The organism is Nitrospira sp. (genome assembly GCA_015709715.1).
GTDB lineage: Bacteria > Nitrospirota > Nitrospiria > Nitrospirales > Nitrospiraceae > Nitrospira_A.
This window is the reverse complement of the sequence record CP054184.1, coordinates 38,115-54,226: the sequence shown is the minus strand read 5'-3', so window position 1 is coordinate 54,226 and position 16,112 is coordinate 38,115. Positions and strand designations below refer to the sequence as shown.

General features: G+C 63.0%; 14 protein-coding genes and 1 CRISPR repeat array (1 of these 15 only partly in view). Of the genes, 6 read left to right on the top strand and 8 right to left on the bottom strand.

All coding sequences use genetic code 11. The features are described 5' to 3' along the window. Window positions 1-21 precede the first annotated feature (21 nt). Entirely contained in the window at window positions 22-3,141 is a 3,120-nt protein-coding gene (locus tag HRU82_00230) for a hypothetical protein (protein ID QOJ33470.1), read from the bottom strand. 129 nt (window positions 3,142-3,270) lie between these two features. Between HRU82_00230 and HRU82_00225 the strand changes: the two genes are divergently transcribed. Next, entirely contained in the window at window positions 3,271-6,723 is a 3,453-nt protein-coding gene (locus HRU82_00225) for a DNA polymerase III subunit alpha (protein ID QOJ33469.1), read from the top strand. A 46-nt stretch (window positions 6,724-6,769) separates the two neighbouring features. Further along, complete coding sequence (locus tag HRU82_00220; GenBank protein ID QOJ33468.1) at window positions 6,770-7,738, top strand: acetyl-CoA carboxylase carboxyltransferase subunit alpha; 969 nt, start codon at window positions 6,770-6,772, stop codon at window positions 7,736-7,738. Here HRU82_00220 and HRU82_00215 read toward each other — a convergent pair. Both HRU82_00215 and HRU82_00210 read right to left on the bottom strand, forming a co-directional pair. Continuing rightward, window positions 7,735-8,304: a hypothetical protein gene (locus HRU82_00215; protein ID QOJ33467.1), complete on the bottom strand. Its 570-nt coding sequence runs from the start codon at window positions 8,302-8,304 to the stop codon at window positions 7,735-7,737. The two genes, HRU82_00220 and HRU82_00215, sit on opposite strands and share 4 nt — an antisense overlap. An 8-nt stretch (window positions 8,305-8,312) precedes the next feature. Further along, complete coding sequence (locus tag HRU82_00210; GenBank protein QOJ33466.1) at window positions 8,313-8,513, bottom strand: hypothetical protein; 201 nt, start codon at window positions 8,511-8,513, stop codon at window positions 8,313-8,315. A gap of 113 nt (window positions 8,514-8,626) precedes the next feature. Between HRU82_00210 and hrpB the strand changes: the two genes are divergently transcribed. From hrpB to def, 3 genes are all read left to right on the top strand, one after another. Beyond that, on the top strand, window positions 8,627-11,125 hold the full coding sequence (hrpB, locus tag HRU82_00205) for an ATP-dependent helicase HrpB (protein ID QOJ37059.1): 2,499 nt from the start codon (window positions 8,627-8,629) through the stop codon (window positions 11,123-11,125). A gap of 94 nt (window positions 11,126-11,219) precedes the next feature. Continuing rightward, window positions 11,220-11,768 (top strand): ACT domain-containing protein, encoded by a 549-nt coding sequence (locus HRU82_00200; protein QOJ33465.1) that lies wholly within the window; start codon window positions 11,220-11,222, stop codon window positions 11,766-11,768. 2 nt (window positions 11,769-11,770) lie between these two features. Then, entirely contained in the window at window positions 11,771-12,262 is a 492-nt protein-coding gene (def, locus tag HRU82_00195; protein ID QOJ33464.1) for a peptide deformylase, read from the top strand. A gap of 12 nt (window positions 12,263-12,274) precedes the next feature. Here def and HRU82_00190 read toward each other — a convergent pair whose 3' ends face one another. The 3 genes from HRU82_00190 to HRU82_00180 form a co-directional block, all read right to left on the bottom strand. Beyond that, complete coding sequence (locus HRU82_00190) at window positions 12,275-12,574, bottom strand: FAD-dependent oxidoreductase (protein ID QOJ33463.1); 300 nt, start codon at window positions 12,572-12,574, stop codon at window positions 12,275-12,277. Continuing rightward, complete coding sequence (locus HRU82_00185; protein QOJ33462.1) at window positions 12,571-13,533, bottom strand: FAD-dependent oxidoreductase; 963 nt, start codon at window positions 13,531-13,533, stop codon at window positions 12,571-12,573. Before HRU82_00185 ends, HRU82_00190 begins: the two co-directional genes overlap by 4 nt. 73 nt (window positions 13,534-13,606) lie before the next feature. Beyond that, window positions 13,607-14,017 carry a hypothetical protein gene (locus HRU82_00180; protein QOJ33461.1) on the bottom strand — a complete coding sequence of 137 codons (411 nt, stop codon included), beginning with the start codon at window positions 14,015-14,017 and terminating at the stop codon, window positions 13,607-13,609. Window positions 14,018-14,302: 285 nt separating this feature from the next. Here HRU82_00180 and HRU82_00175 point away from each other — a divergent pair, with 285 nt between their 5' ends. Continuing rightward, window positions 14,303-14,872 (top strand): OsmC family protein, encoded by a 570-nt coding sequence (locus HRU82_00175; GenBank protein ID QOJ33460.1) that lies wholly within the window; start codon window positions 14,303-14,305, stop codon window positions 14,870-14,872. Between the two features lie 162 nt (window positions 14,873-15,034). Here the strand turns inward: HRU82_00175 and HRU82_00170 are convergent, their stop codons facing one another. Beyond that, on the bottom strand, window positions 15,035-15,220 hold the full coding sequence (locus tag HRU82_00170; protein QOJ33459.1) for a hypothetical protein: 186 nt from the start codon (window positions 15,218-15,220) through the stop codon (window positions 15,035-15,037). Window positions 15,221-15,244: 24 nt separating this feature from the next. Further along, a complete protein-coding gene (locus HRU82_00165) occupies window positions 15,245-15,583 on the bottom strand; it encodes an SEC-C domain-containing protein (protein ID QOJ33458.1) in 339 nt (112 codons plus the stop codon). A 326-nt stretch (window positions 15,584-15,909) separates the two neighbouring features. After that, a CRISPR array of direct repeats spans window positions 15,910-16,112; the repeat unit is 36 nt; unit sequence CCTTCAATGGGGCCACGGCATTTGAGCCGTGGAATC; it runs 1,063 nt beyond the window's last position.

Sequence of the window (16,112 nt, the reverse complement as noted above, 5' to 3'; positions counted from 1 at the left end):
CTCCCCCTTATCGGTCCGTTCCTAAAAAAGCGTCGCCAGATATTCCAGTAAGAACACCAGGCCGGTGCCGCCGGTCGGCAAGGCGATGGCGCCGAACAGGGGATGGCGGGTAAACGGAAGGAAGGCGCCTTCCTGTGTGTCCTCGATCAATGCCGCCATCCGTTCGATCAGCGATTGTTTTTCTTTCGAGGAGGCTGCTACGCCGGACACACCGGTGAGTCTGGTCCTCATCTGCGCCGCGGCCGCCCGTTTCGCCTGTTCGGCAGTACGCCGCAAAAACACCCCATTGCCGAACGCATAGGCCGCGTTGAGGCCGAAAATCACCAGCAGGCCGATCGGAAAATCCCAGCGGTCGAGATAGCCATGCCGCGCCACTACCATCAGGAAAACAATGATGAAGGGGTAATAGATCATGGCGCTGATGACGGCCGTTCGTTTCGCGATGAACTGGATGGCCACCCACTCGCGCACGACAGCCTTATCCACCCCCAGTTGGGCCGCTTCCTTCGCCAAGAGGTCTTCGGGCCACCGGATGGTCGTCCCGACCATGATGGAGATCAGGCGGCGGCAGAGCCGCGTCGCATCCACCACATAAAACATCAATAGGGTCATGGCCACGACGCTGAGCAGGAGAATGACCTGGTTGACCTGAAAACAGGCCGCTCCTCGGCAGGGCAACACGGGGAACTCTGACAGGAACATCAGCAGCAAGCCCAAGACACCGTACAGCACCGTCTGCGGAAGCACCCGCATCAACCGCTCGCCCACAGTCCCGCGTGATCGATACTCCTTCCACAACTCCTCAACCGCCACCTCGCCCTTCGGATGCGGGCACCAATCGTGGAGGCCGATGGCGGAATGGATCCCCAAAGCCTGAGCCGTATCGGCGTCGGGCAAAGAGAAACGTTGCATGAGTTCGCGGCCGTTTTCTCGCAGACGCCACCACGAATGGTGCAGAAAGGCCAGGCACAGGGCAAAGGCCAGCAGCCTGATCACCGTTGTCGGCCACACACTGACCCCCTCCGTCAGCGAGAATGGTTCGCCGCCGGTTCCGTCGCCCATCGCCCAGCAGAGCAGCCCGCCCAACAGCATCACTGCCAGCGCCAAGCCCGGCACCACTTGTCGAAGCTCGGCCTTCCGGAAGGCATGCCAGAGTTCGCTGTTGATCAAGAGGGCACAACACAACATCACAACAATGGCTGCTCCAACCAACATCACGGTCGGCGCCGCCACAAGACGGACCCTGCCGCTCTGGGGATCGAGATCCGGACGCGGCAGATGGAGACTCGGAAGGTGCTTCTCCGAAGGAGGCGAGGCGTACGGGGGATCAGGGCTCACGTCCACCGCGCCATGCCTGCCGATTTCGTAGAGCCGCGGCCGCACCTCGCTCGGTACCGTCACCCCGAACGGCGTCGCAAATTCCTGCCCCTTCTCGACAAGATGGTCCACCGCGCGCAGGGCCGAATAGAACAACGCGGTTTGATAACTGTCGCGAAAAGGCGGAATGGGCGTCTGCAATTTGGGATGCAGTGCCAGGCCGAAATGCGACGCCACGATCAGATTGCGCGCCCAGGGCCATTGACTCGGGTGTGTCAGCCGAGCGTCCAGATCGGTCGTGAAGAAAAGCGCATGGGGAAAGTTGCTGCGCAGCGCCTGGAGGATCATCAGCTTGTCGTACACATCGCTCCCCAAAACCCCGATGGCGTGGAATTCTCCATCGGCCGTCGCCTGCTCACGCTTCAAGGTCTCCACCAACCGACGCAGATAGTCCAGCTGGCTTCGGCCTGCCGGCGTCTCCGCCAGGCCCTGCTCGATCCGCAATCCACCCTCCCCGAGTTTCGGCTTGGCTGACGCGCCGTCTTTGTCCTGGTTCTTCGGCGGCAGTTCACCATCCAGGCCGGCGAGGTAGGAATAGCGATGCACCCAATGCGGGTAGTTCTTGGTACGAAGCACATCCAGATGCCATTCGAGCGTATGGCAGGCTGCCTGCTTCTCGTTCAGCTCCGCCAGTTGGTTCGCCACGGCCACGAACGTTTGAGGCAGCGCCCGCCCATAGAGGGTGTCCCATTCCGCGATGAGGGCCACGTGGGGAACATGGCCCCGCTGCTCCTGTTCTGCTGCGCGTGCCTGCCGCGAGACGGTGAGATCGACCTCCCGCCGACGTAGCTCCTCGATGAGTTGCTCGGCCAAATCGGCATCGGTTCCGATCGCGCGCACGAGTGTGATGCCGCCGTCCCTGAACCATCCCTCGACCGTCTTCGCTTCGGCTCCTTTCGGAACCTCTGCGAGCAGGAACGGATCCGCCGCCGTGGCCCAGGAGGAATACAAGACGATTCCCTTGAGGACCGACCAGGCGCCATCGACATCAGACGCCGCAGAGGGCGCTCGGCGAAGACTGGGCGTGGCCACCGCGGCACCCCGGAGACGGAGTTCATCCACCATCGCTCGGAGCGAACCCGACGAGCGCGGCCCCAGCACCCTGTAGATCGCGGTTCGCTCCTTGAAGGCGCAATTCATGTGCATCAACAGGCGCCCCAACGATAGGAGAGGATCCGCTCCGATATCTTGCTCCTTGAGCCACAACACCAGCACCTCTGTCACACTCGGCCCTTGGCCCTCGTCCGCAGTCCGCTGGAACCGTTCAATCGGTACCACGACCGACTCGCCCGACGGCTGGTCCCACTCGAAGAAGCGGATATATTCGCCCGACTCCGGCAAATACCCTGCAGCGCCCAAGGCCGACACGACGGCGTAACGATCCCGCAGCCGCGACTCGACGCCGCTGGCGTAGGGACTCCCATCCATGAACACCGGCAGCACGAGGATCGGTGAAGACGCGCCGCCGAACCCCATCGCCGCAATCACGTCAGCCGCAGTATGGTGCTGCGTCGAATCCTGCCCAGCTCGTTTCTGCGATCCTTCCTTGAGCCGATGGGTCGTCACCGCTTCGAACGGATCCTGCCACAGACGTGCCTGCACACGGTCTGGGGCGACGGCGGCTGCCTTCTCCGCTTCCTTGTCGATCGGCCGCGAGGTCTTGAGCGGCACCTGATAGATGAGAAGACTGCTCACCAGCGCCAGCACCAACGCCACGATGCCGGTCAGCGGTAGTTTCGGTTTATCGTCTTTTGGCTCAGCCATGTTGCTGGAGGAAAATCTGCGCCAGGCTAGTCCGGCGCAGCGCAACTGTCAATGGAGGGAATGAGGTGACCGGCCCGCCCGCCTCCTCCGCCGTTTGACTTCAACTTTTCCGCTCACTACAATCCGTTCGTGGCCTCGCAATTCGTCCATCTCCATCTCCACACCCAATACAGCCTGCTCGACGGCGCGAACCAAATCGAGCCCCTGATGCAGCAGGTGAAAGCGTTCGGCCAACCGGCCGTCGCCATGACCGACCACGGCAATATGTTCGGGGCGGTGGAGTTCTACCGGAAGGCGAAGGACGCAGGCGTCAAACCCATCATCGGCTGCGAAGCCTACATGGCGCCGGGCAGCAGGCTGGCCAAGGACAGCGGCTTGGCCCACAACGACTACTACCATCTGATTCTGCTCGCGCAAAACCTCAAGGGATATCAGAACCTCATCAAATTGGTGAGCAAAGCATATCTTGAGGGATTCTATTACAAGCCACGGATGGATAAGGAGTTACTGCAGCAACACCACGAAGGACTGATCGCCCTTTCCGGATGCCTGAGCGGTGAAGTCGCCTACCTGATCGGCCAGAAAGACCTGGCCGGAGCCACCAAGGTGGCGGGTGAATATCGCGAGATCTTCGGCAAGGACAACTATTATCTGGAACTGCAGGCCAATGGGCTGGAGCATCAACGCATCGCCAACGACGGCCTGCTTGAGATCCATAAGAAGCTCGACATCCCGCTCGCCGGCACCAACGACTGCCACTATCTCAAGAAGGAAGACTCGCGCCCGCATGACCTCATGCTCTGCCTCCAGACGGGCAAGACGATCAACGATCCCAACCGGATGAAGTTCGACACCGACGAGCTCTACGTCAAATCCACCGAGCAGGCCCTCGTCGAGTTCAAGGAGATGCCGACCGCCGTCTCTAACACCGTCAAGATCGCGGAATCCTGCACATTGGACCTGGCGCTCAACAAGACCTATCTGCCGCAGTTTAAAGTGCCGGAGGGGTTCACGCGCGAAACCTATGTGGAGCAACTCGCCAAGGAAGGACTGGCCGCTCGCCTGACAGAACGGCCCAGCGGCTTGCCGGAGTTGGCCTACCAGGTCCGCTTGAAGGAAGAGCTGGCCGTCATCTGTTCGATGGGCTTCGCGGGCTACTTCCTCATCGTCTGGGACATCATCAAGTTCGCCCGCTCGCGCGGCATTCCGGTGGGACCAGGGCGCGGCTCCGCCGCCGGCAGTCTCGTCGCCTATGCGCTCCGCATCACGGACCTCGATCCGCTCGTCTACTCGCTGCTGTTCGAGCGCTTTCTGAACCCCGAACGGGTCTCCCTCCCCGACATCGACATGGACTTCTGCATGGACCGTCGCGACGAGGTCATCAACTACGTGATCGACAAATACGGCAACGACCATGTCGCGCAGATCATCACGTTCGGCACCATGAAGGCCAAGGCCGCAATCCGCGACGTCGGTCGCGTGCTGGAAATGCCCTACGCCGAAGTGGACCGCATCGCAAAGCTGGTGCCCGACGACCTGAAGATCACCCTCGACAAGGCCCTGGAACAGGAACCGCGCCTCAAGGAACTCGTCGACAAGGATGCACGGGTGAAGGAACTGATGTCCGTCGCGCAGTCGCTCGAAGGGCTCGCGCGCCATGCCTCGACCCACGCGGCGGGCGTCGTCATCTCCGACCAGCCGCTCACCGAACACGTGCCGCTTTACAAGGGACCCAAGGACGAAATCGTCACGCAATATTCGATGGGCGACGTGGAGAAAATCGGGCTGGTGAAGTTCGACTTTCTCGGCCTGAAAACACTCACGATGATCCATCGAGCCGAGACCTTGGTGAACCAAGGGCGTCCCGGCCAGCCGCCCCTGCGCGTCGAGCAGCTTCCATTCGACGATCCGGAGACCTTCGCGCTGCTCTCCTCGGGAAAGACCACCGGCGTGTTCCAGCTGGAAAGCTCGGGCATGCGCGATCTGCTCACGGGCCTGAAGCCTGATCGTTTCGAAGACATCATCGCCATCATCGCGCTCTATCGTCCTGGCCCCATGGACCTGATCCCGGATTTCATCAAACGCAAACAGGGCAAGGTGCCGATCGTCTATGAGATGCCGGAACTCGAACCGATCCTGAAGGATACGTACGGCGTTATCGTCTACCAGGAACAGGTCATGGCCATCGCCAACCGCGTGGCGGGCTTTTCGCTGGGACAAGCCGACATCCTGCGTCGCGCGATGGGCAAGAAAAAACCGGAGGAGATGGAAAAACTCCGGGTACAGTTCATCGAGGGCGCCAAGCAGAAAAAGATCCCGGAAAAGAAGGCAGACAAACTCTACGAGTTGATCCAGAAATTCGCGGGCTACGGGTTCAACAAGTCCCATGCGGCGGCCTATGCGGTGGTCTGCTACCACACGGCCTACCTCAAGGCCCATCACCCCACCGAGTTCATGGCGGCGCTCATGACCAGCGACATGGGTAACGCCGACAAGATCGTGGGGTACTTCACTGAATGCCGCGGCCTGGGAATTCCGGTACTCCCGCCCGACATCAACCAAAGCCACAAACATTTCGCCGTCGTCGACAGGGGCATCCGGTTCGGACTCGCGGCGATCAAGAACGTCGGCGAAGGCGCCGTGGAGGCCGTCATCGAAGAACGGAACCAGAGCGGCCCCTTCCGGTCGTTCTTCGACTTCTTCCGCCGAGTGGACCTGCACAAATTGAACAAGCGCATGGTGGAGGGACTGATCAAGACCGGCGCCTTCGACAGCATGGGCGGCCGGCGTTCACAGTACCTGGCCATGCTCGACCAGGCCATGGAAGAAGGAGCCGGCATTCAGAAGGAACGGGCCATGGGCCAGACCAGCATCTTCGGCGACGAACTCGGTGGGCTGCCGCAGACGCTCGACGAACCGACGCTGCCGGATGTGCCTGAGTGGAGCCAGGGCGAGTTACTGAAACATGAACGCGAGCTGACGGGCTTTTACATCAGCGCCCATCCCCTCGCGCGATACGAAGCGGCGATCCGGCTCTTTGCCAACACGAACACCATGCAGCTCTCCGACGCGCAGGACGGAAGGGAAGTGAAACTCTGCGGCATCATCACCGCCGTCAAGTCGATGCTCACCAAGAAGGGCGACCGGATGGCCTACCTGACCCTGGAGGATTTACACGGCATGGTAGAAGTGATAGCCTTTCCCGACCTCTACCGCGACCATGCAGACCTGATCGTTCCCGAACAGGTCGTACGGCTGACCGGCACGGTGGACCGCGGAGACAAGGGCACCAAGTTGCGCGGAACCAAAATCGAACCGCTGGCGGAACTCCAAAACACGGCCATCTCGCGGGTGATGATTCGCTTGCACGACGGTCCGACCGCCTCCACCAGGCTGCCGATGTTACGACAGGTGTTTCAGAAATATCCCGGGTCCTCGAGCGTCTCCTTGATCATGGCCCTGGGGGGAACCTTGGAGGCCCAAACCTCTCCACTCCCGAACATCAAGATCACACCCAGCGAGCATTTCGTAGCCGATATCGAGGAAGTGCTAGGCAAGGGAACCATCACTTTGGTAACGTAGGCCGATTGCGGCCCTAGGCGACCCCCTTACTGAGGGATTCCATCGTATGAGAGACTACCTCGACTTTGAAAAACCGATCCGCGAACTCGAAGAGAAAATCGAGAAGCTCGCATCCGCCGAATCGCCGAAAGCCGGGACCCAGGACGAGGTCCGTAAACTCCGCACGAAGCTCGCGCAAGTCGAGCATGAACTCTACAACACCCTGACCCCCTGGCAACGCACCCAGCTGGCCCGGCATCCCCAGCGACCGACCACCCTCGACTACATCAACGAACTCTGCCGCGATTTCCTCGAACTGCACGGCGACCGGAGCTTCGGCGACGACCGCGCCATCGTGGGAGGCTTCGCCCATTTCAACGACCGGTCGGTCATGATCATCGGCCACCAGAAGGGCAAGACGCTCAAGGAGCGCATGCAGCGCAACTTCGGCATGCCCAACCCGGAGGGCTACCGCAAGGCCTTACGGCTGATGCGCTTAGCCGAAAAGTTCGGCCGTCCGATTATCACCTTCATCGACACGCCCGGCGCCTATCCGGGCATCGGGGCCGAAGAACGCGGACAGGCCGAAGCCATCGCTCGCAACCTGTTCGTCATGTCGCGGCTCACCGTACCGATCATTTCCGTGGTCATCGGCGAAGGGGGCAGCGGCGGGGCCTTGGCCCTCGGGGTGAGCGACCGCATCCTCATGTTGGAACATTCCGTCTATTCCGTGATCTCCCCGGAAGGCTGTGCCGCCATTTTGTACGACGACCCGGCCAAGGTGCCGGATGCCGCCGCCTCGTTGAAAATGACGGCGCAAGATTTGGTGGGACTCGGCATCGTGGACGAGGTGATTCCAGAGCCGCTCGGCGGCGCCCATCGTGATGTCAGGAGCATCTCCGACCGGGTGGCGAAGGCGCTGGCCAACCACCTCTATGCTCTGTGCGACCTGTCGATCGACGAGTTGCTCACCCAGCGCGATCAGAAGTTCCGCAAGATGGGCGTGGTCGGCGGCCTCGTCGCCACCGTGTCTTAAGTCGGCATGAGGCCGAGCGAGGCGAATCGCGCCTCGATGGCCGAGAGGATGTGCCGGCGCAGGGCTTCACGGTGCGGGGTCAGCGCTTCGTCTTGCAGATACCGATCCAACGTGCGGGGAATCTTCTTCCACCAGGTGCGGGCGGCCGTTCGCGCCTGCTGAGCCCCTGCCGCTTCTCCCGTCATCAGCTCCGTAAGCTCTCTCTCGAAGAACCCGACGTGGACCAGTTCGTCCTCCAGGATCTCGGCGAGGTCAGGCCTGAGTTGCGCCAGGAGCCTGGCGAATTCCAACCCCAGGGCTTCATAGCCAAAGAGATACACGGCCAACGCTTCCCACTGCGACGGCACGCCCGGCAGGCTGTCCGAACGAAGCGACGTGGTGCCGAGCAAGCTCTCGAACTGGCGCAAGTGATCCTGCTCGTCGAGTTCGTGGCGTTGGAGAAAAGTCTGCACATGTCGCGGCAGGTTGTAAGCCTGGGCGGAACGGACGGCCGCCAGGGCCATCGCCTCGGCGCGTAGAAACCGTTCCAGCAGCGCTCGCTCGCACGACTGAGGCAGCGGGATCATGCTCGCCGTCACGCCTCCTCCGGCGGCTGGAGCGGACCGGCCCACTGCCCCTTCGTCAGCCCTACTTCCTGAGACGCGCCGTCCGGCCACTGGAAATACCCGACTTCGTCCACGAACAGGATGAGCAGTTCCGTGTCCTGATCGAGCCCGCGCCACCAGTACCACCCGGCACGCTTGGGTTTTGCACTCGTCCATGTCAAGGACGCCATTGCCTGTCGATCGCCTCCCTCTCTCACGAGCGCCCGTCACTTGCCGAAGACTCGGCGGACAGGGCTCGATTCTGTTACAGTCGCTCCGAATGAAAACCAGCGCGCACCCTACCATGGACCGGCTACCAATAGAAGAGGCCCTGCCGGCGTTACGAGAGGCATTGGCTTCAGGCCGCTCCGCCTTGCTCACGGCGCAACCGGGAGCCGGAAAAACCACCAGGGTCCCGCTCGCCCTGTCGGAGGAATCGTGGCTCGCTGGCCGCAAGATCATCATGCTGGAACCCCGCCGGCTGGCCGCTCGCGCCGCCGCTGCCTACATGGCCGCGAGTCTCGGCGAACCGGTCGGTCGCACCGTCGGCTATCGCATCCGGCACGACGCCAAGGTGAGCGCCGCAACACGCATCGAGGTCGTGACCGAAGGGATTCTCACCAGGCTGTTACAACACGATCCCTCACTCGACGGATACGGCCTCGTAATCTTCGACGAGTTCCATGAGCGCAGCCTGCAAGCGGACCTGGGTCTGGCCTTCGCACGAGAAGCCCAGCGGCTCTTCAGACCGGACCTGCGCCTGCTCATCATGTCGGCCACGCTGGATTGCGCGGCGGTCACGCGCCTGCTGCAGGACGCCGTCACCGTTTCCTGTGAAGGCCGGCTCTTTCCGGTCGCGACCGACTACCTGCTCCGCCCGATCGACGACCGCATCGAACAGGCGGTGGTGCGACAGATCAGGCACGCGCTCCGACAGGACCAAGGCAGCCTCCTGGTCTTCCTGCCGGGCATGGCGGAGATTCGCCGGGTCGAGCGGCTGCTGTTCGAGGCCTCCCTTCCCGCCGACCTCCTCATCGCCTCCCTCCATGGAGACCTGCCGCAAGAAGAGCAAGAACGGGCGATCAGGCCGGCGCCGCCGGGGCAACGAAAAATCGTGCTCGCCACTTCCATCGCCGAGACGAGCTTGACCATCGAAGGGGTACGGGTCGTGATCGACGCGGGGCTCATGCGCGTCCCGCGGTACGATCCACGTTCCGGCCTCACCCACCTCGACACCATCCGCGTCACACAAGACGCCGCCGATCAGCGTCGCGGACGAGCCGGACGACTCGAACCGGGACGTTGTTACCGTCTCTGGACCGCGGCGGAACAGCAGGCGCTGTTGCCCCGCCGCCTTCCGGAAATTTTAGAAGCCGACCTGACCCCGCTAGCCCTCGACCTCGCCGAATGGGGTGCGATCGAGGCCGGCGAGCTGGCCTGGCTCGATCCGCCTCCCGCCAGCGCCCTGGCGCAAGCCCGTGCCCTGCTCGCGCAGCTCGGTGCGCTTGACGGCGACGGACGCCTCACCCCCCATGGACGCCGTCTGGCCCACGTCACGGTGCACCCGCGCCTGGCCCATATGATGGTGACCGCCGCAACGCTTGGCCTGGGAGCTATTGCCTGCGACCTGGCCGCCATCTTGAGCGAACGCGATCTGCTACAGGGTGGCCCCCAAGGGCGCAATGCAGACCTTCGCCTGCGCATGGAGGCCTTGCGAGGCCGCCGCGCATCCTTGGCCGGAACCACCGTCAACCGCGCGGGCGCAGAACGGGCGCGACGTGCCGCCGACCAATGGCGACGGCAGCTGCAGCTCGACGATGACCCCGGCCCAGAGGCGGACCACTGCGGGCTCCTCACGGCCTTGGCCTTTCCGGATCGCATCGCGCAACGGATCGAGGGCAGCGAGGGCCGTTACCGCTTGTCGAACGGCCGCGGCGCGACGTTTCCGAGCATTCAAGCTCTCTCGCAGGAGGCCTACCTTGCCGTCGCCCAACTCGACGGCTCGGACGACTGGGCTCGCATTCAATTGGCCGCTCCGCTCCACCTCGACGAGATCGAGCAACATCTCGGCGCGCAGCTGCGTCAGGTCGACCTGCTGGAGTGGGATGAACGAACCGAGAGCGTCCGCGCGCGACGCCAACGACGGCTCGGCCAGCTCGTGCTGGAAGACCGGGCCCTACCCAAGCCTGATCCGGCCCAGGTCACGGCAGCCCTGTTGTCCGGCATCACGCAGTCCGGCCTCGCCTGCCTGTCTTGGACGAAGGACCTGTCGGCATGGCGCACCCGCGTGGCCTTTCTCCATGGCCTCGACCCCAGCTGGCCCGACCTCTCTGACGGCGCCCTCACGCGCACCCTCGGCCAATGGCTGGGACCGTTTCTCGACGGCCTCACCAGCCTCGCGCAAGTCCGTCGCCTCGACCTGGCGCCCGTGTTGGAACAGCTGCTGACCTGGCAACAACGGCAAGAGTTGGATCGCTTGGCGCCGACGCACCTGGTCGCGCCCAGCGGATCGCGCATCCGGCTTGATTACGAGCAGGGCGCCCTGCCGGTGTTGGCGGTGCGGTTGCAGGAAATGTTCGGCTGCCAAGACACGCCGCGGGTCGCCGGAGGGAAGGTGCCGGTGATGGTCCATCTGCTCTCGCCGGCCGGGCGGCCCGTACAGGTTACGAAGGATCTGGCGAGCTTTTGGCGGACAGCCTACCAAGAGGTGCGCAAGGAACTCAGAGGGCGATACCCACGGCATCACTGGCCGGAGGATCCTTCGGCAGCGCAACCGACCAATCGGACCAAAGGGCGCAGCTGAACGTACCGAAGGCCTCGAGGCATGCCTTGCTAATTCACCGGGATTCGCGCATGCTACGCCCGCACCATCGCCGTCCGCTCCGCGACAGGAGTCTATGGATCACTTTGCCATCGTCACCGCCTTCGGGCATGACCGTACCGGCATCGTTGCCGCGATTGCCGAAGGGCTCTACCGGCTCGGCTGCAACATCGAAGACAGCTGCATGACCAGGCTCCGCGGCGCCTTCACGATGATGTTGGTGGTCCGGCTTCCGAACGGCCTGGACGCCGAACAGCTCGGCAACCGGCTGGCTCCCTTCGCCGCTCCCTTGGGCCTCACCCTGCTCTGCCGCCCCTTGCCGGACCAGACCGCCGTTCGCCAACCGGCGCAGGACCTGCCGACCTTCATGCTGTCCGTGTATGGTGCCGATCACCCCGGCATCGTAGCCCAGGTGGCGCAGACGGTAGCGGAACAGGGCGGCAATATCAGCGACATGAACACCCGCGTCATCGGCACGAGCGATCTGCCCGTCTACGTGATGGTACTGGAGATCCAGTTTACCCGGACGGAACAGGCCGAGCCCCTCCGTCAGGCGCTCGAGCACCTCAAGCCCCGGCTCGGCGTCGATCTCACCCTGCGTCCCCTCGAACGCGTCACCTTCTGACCGTGGCTATCCGACCGATCCTGCTCTACCCCCATCCCGGCCTGAAGTCGCAAAACGCTCCGGTGTCGCCCGACGACGCCCTGGTGCAAATCGTCGTGCAGGATCTGCTCGACAGCCTGGCGGCCTCACCGGGCGTGGCGCTGGCGGCCCCCCAGATCGGGCATCGCGTCCGGATCATCGCCGTGGATGTATCACGCAAGCAAGGCGAACAGGGACATGGACTGGTGGTGTTGCTGAACCCCGTAATCCTGGTCCAGGAAGGGCAAAAGGTCGTGCGCGAAGGCTGCCTCAGCGTGCCGGACTATACGGGTAATGTGTTGCGGTATCAGGAGGTCGTGGTGGAAGGGCTCACGCCGGACGGTCGCGCCACGACCATCACGGCATCAGGCTTCGAAGCCTTGGCATTCCAGCATGAAGTCGACCATCTGCAGGGCACGCTGTTTCTCGACCGCATCCAGTCGCTCAGCACCGATCTCTTCAGACGCAAGCGGTAGCGCACCTGCGCATCAGGACAGGTCGCGATCGGCCAACAGCGTCTCGGCGGCCACGCGGCCGGTGAGGAGCGCGGCATCCAGGGTGCCGGTACCGAGATAATCTCCACAGCGGTAGAGCCCAGGCCTGAGCCGAAGCGCGGAAGGCTCCGTGTGAGCCGAGAGGACCGCCATGGGAGGCAACGCACGCACGATGCGGTCCGTGCGCAGGTGACGCCAGCCATCCACCGCATCGCCGAACCACTCCCGCAACTGTCGCCAGAGCGCCTTCAACGTCTCATCCCCCGCGGTCGCGGCCTGTTGGGACAGGCTCACGGACACCAACGACCGCCCGGCGGCGCATAGGACGGCGCCACCTCGCTCAGAACGCAGAGGGTCCGGATCGGTCCCTGCTCATCACCGTTGACCACCAACCAGGATCCCGCCATCGGCGACAGCGGAGCTTCGAAATACAGACTGAACGCATTCCTGCCCGACTCCCCGGAAGCAGCCTCCCCGCACAAGCGGGCGGCAACGGAAGACTCCGTCGCCAGCACCACGGCATCGCCCGCAAGCCGTTCCCCCGAATCCAGCACCACCCCGGTGCCGTCTAGTTCACGCACGCGCGCGTGCAGCCGTATCGATTCCGGCGGCAGGCCGGCGGCGACCTGATGGGCCACCGCCCCCATGCCTTCTGTCGGCAAGGCAATGGCGCCCCGTGAAAACGAAGCCCACAGGAAAGAGAAGAGGTGACAGGGCGCGGAAAGGGCGTCTTCCATGAACACGCCGCCGAGAAAGGGGCGGAAGAAGCGCTGCTGCATTTCCACAGAGAAGCCATAGGTCCGCAGGACGTCCCGCACCGGCGTGGCCGCGCCGCCGGCGCGCGCGCAGAGGCCCCCGTTCAGCGCGTCGCGTCTGAGGCGCAAGACGGCCAGCTTGTCCCGAAGAGAGCCGACGGGGCTGGAAAGCGTGTGCAGCAGATCTTGCGGGCGGCGGAAGGGATCGCTGATGCGGTGGAAGCCGCCGGCGTGCCGCACGATGGCGCCGGGGTGAAAGGGCTGGAGGCGCAGGGCCGCATAGTCGAGTGCCTGCGTGGCTTCCGGATATCCGGTGAGCAACACCTGAAAGCCGCGATCCAGCCGGTACCCCTCAACCTGGTCCGTGCGAACGCGACCCCCTACATTGTCAGAAGCCTCCAACACCGTCACAGTCGCCCCTGACCGCCGGAGGCGGCGGGCGCAGGCCAACCCGGCGAGGCCGCCACCCACGATCAGGACACGGATCGTCGCAGCCATCGTGACGGCTCAGACTTTCTTCCAGGCGATTGTCATATCCGCCTCGCCGTATGCCGCCCTCCGCTCCTTGGACTCAGTAGCCCCGTCCGCTTCCACCACGCCCCATGCGGTCGAACGGCAACGCCTCATACCGCTTCTTCAGATCAGGATGTTGTTCCAGATAGCCCTTCACCGCCGCATCGTCCGCGAAAATGTCCTTGCTGCGCGCGCGGTAGTCCTCGACCGTCAGGTCGTACTTCGAGAGGAGCTTGCCGAGCTTGGCGTTGATGTCGGCGCCCATTTCCTTCATCTTCTCCGGCGACGGACGCTCACCTTGTCCGAACGACTGGCCACCTTGGAAATAATTCGCCATCATCTCGCCGATCTCGATGCGCGCATTCACGAATTTCTCCACGTCAGCCGGCTCCGCCGCCAAACCGGTGCCCGCCCACAACGCGACGCCTAAGGAGATTGCCATGAATGCACGTGCCCGATGCCTAGCCATAATGCCCTCCCCCATAATGGATAAGAAAGTCCTTACTCAAACATCTGCCATCATACCATCCTACCCTGCGAAAAATGGATCAAGAACCTCACGACTTCTCGCGAATTCACTCATGAAATTCCGCGAATGAACGAAACGTCCCTCCGCAGCGCGCGCGGGGCCACAATCAAACCCCTCTGTGTATCTACGCATTCTCTCCAGAAAGACTCGTGGCACGAATCTTGGGATAGATGCGGGGGCAGAACGGCACGCATGGGGCGGGCCGCATCATTCAAGGAGGCAATCATGACGACGCACACCACCACGATGCTCAATGGACTCGACACGCAACAGATGGTCGACACGATCGAGGCGATCAAGCGCGACCCCGCGCTGGCCCATTTTGAATTCCGCGCCCGCAATCAATGGATCGACGGCGGGATGAACCGGTCGCGCATCCAGGACTTTTATGGAGCAGGCCGGGAAGACGATTCGCGGCAGGAACCGTTCGAGTTCACCAACGGCGAGCCGCCGGTGCTGTTGGGCGCCAACGAAGGCGCCAATCCCGTCGAGTTTCTCCTGCACGCATTGGCCGGCTGCGTGACAACCACCTTCGTCCTACATGCCGCTGCGCGCGGGATTCGTATCCGCGAACTCGCCACCGAATTGGATGGGGACATCGACGTGCAGGGGCTCATCGGACTGAACGACGCGATCACGCCGGGCTATCAAGAGATTCGCATCAAGATGCGGGTCAAGGCTGACTGCACCGACGAAGAGTTGGATGATCTGCTCCGGTACGCCCAGGCCCGCTCGCCCGTCTGCAACACCGTCTGCCGACCGGTGCCGGTGAAGGTGGAACGGGTAGCGCACTGAGGCCGCCTGCCTCGTGAGTCTGCTGTGGTGAGCAGACCCCCTCATGGGGCTGCTCACCGGGCGAGGACCGATTCCTTGCTCGGCCGCCCAGCCCGCGCCTCGACGACCGCCCTCTGCACAAGGGGCAGTGTTACGACCAATACGACCAAAGCGTCACGCATGTCAGCCGACGGATTTCGCCTCGGAAAGCTTGCGCACCAACGCGGTCATCTCCTCCAATTTCCGCGACCCCGCCGACAGATCATTCTCCAAGCGCTCGATCATATCGAGACAACTCCGGACCGTGTCGATCAGTTGGGCCTGGGTCATGGCGGGCAACTTCTGTTCGAGATCCTGTCGGTTCAACATAGGGAAATGGTCTCCAGTTGTGTCTCAGGACGCGCCACAACACTTCTTGAACGTCCTCCCGCTTCCGCAGGGGCAAGCCTCGTTTCGGCCCACGGGGCGGCGAGTCGGCAGCGGCGCGCTAAACTCGCCGGCTTCGCACCGTGCCTGATAGATTGATCGACCCAGATGCGCGTATTCAGCCAGCGCATTGGGAAACAGTGTGACGACCGTGTCGGCCAATTGCTCCACACTCGACGTTCCCTTGCTCTCCTTGGCAGCGACGGCCTCTCCTCCGTTCGGATTCGACCGCAGTCGTGGGAGAGGGCCATCAGGGCCTGCGTCACCGACTCGGCTTCCTCCAAGGTTCCATACCGCGCCTCCCAATCATTGAAGACCATCGGCATCCGCTCAGACGGAAGGATCAATTCCGGCCCATTTGCGATGCTGAACAGGAACCCCGCCAGCTGCGGATAGGTCATGGTTCCGTCTGGACGGAGCGGTGATGAAAGGAACGCCTGGAGGAGCGCCGCCTGCGCGGGCGAGAACGGCGGAAGCCTGTCTGGCATAGTTCGATCCCCTCGCAACAAGCGCGTATCTTACTCGTATTGGGAGGGCCGCCGACAGACAAATTTTCGGAGAGGAATGAAGGTCAGCTCCGGGTCGATCGCTTGTGGTCGATGGGGCGGAACGAGAAACATCGGTGCTACCGAGATTGTCTCCCCACTCTCACTCCCAGCCGTGGAATCGTGTCGGACCGCTTCACGAATACCGGGGGAGCCGCCCCTTCAATGGGGCCACGGCATTTGAGCCGTGGAATCGGGCGCATCAGCTGCGGCTGACGAACGATCAGCTTCCTTCAATGGGGCCACGGCATTTGAGCCGTGGAATCGGTGTAGATATTCAGGAAAATCGG

Excerpts from the sequence above, each read along its gene's own strand:
- HRU82_00230 (QOJ33470.1), bottom strand. The coding sequence starts at position 3,141 with ATGGCTGAGCCAAAAGACGATAAACCGAAACTACCGCTGACCGGCATC.
- HRU82_00220 (QOJ33468.1), top strand. The coding sequence starts at position 6,770 with ATGAGAGACTACCTCGACTTTGAAAAACCGATCCGCGAACTCGAAGAG.
- HRU82_00215 (QOJ33467.1), bottom strand. The coding sequence starts at position 8,304 with ATGATCCCGCTGCCTCAGTCGTGCGAGCGAGCGCTGCTGGAACGGTTT.
- HRU82_00210 (QOJ33466.1), bottom strand. The coding sequence starts at position 8,513 with ATGGCGTCCTTGACATGGACGAGTGCAAAACCCAAGCGTGCCGGGTGG.
- hrpB (QOJ37059.1), top strand. The coding sequence starts at position 8,627 with ATGGACCGGCTACCAATAGAAGAGGCCCTGCCGGCGTTACGAGAGGCA.
- HRU82_00200 (QOJ33465.1), top strand. The coding sequence starts at position 11,220 with ATGGATCACTTTGCCATCGTCACCGCCTTCGGGCATGACCGTACCGGC.
- HRU82_00185 (QOJ33462.1), bottom strand. The coding sequence starts at position 13,533 with ATGGCTGCGACGATCCGTGTCCTGATCGTGGGTGGCGGCCTCGCCGGG.
- HRU82_00180 (QOJ33461.1), bottom strand. The coding sequence starts at position 14,017 with ATGGCTAGGCATCGGGCACGTGCATTCATGGCAATCTCCTTAGGCGTC.
- HRU82_00175 (QOJ33460.1), top strand. The coding sequence starts at position 14,303 with ATGACGACGCACACCACCACGATGCTCAATGGACTCGACACGCAACAG.
- HRU82_00170 (QOJ33459.1), bottom strand. The coding sequence starts at position 15,220 with ATGTTGAACCGACAGGATCTCGAACAGAAGTTGCCCGCCATGACCCAG.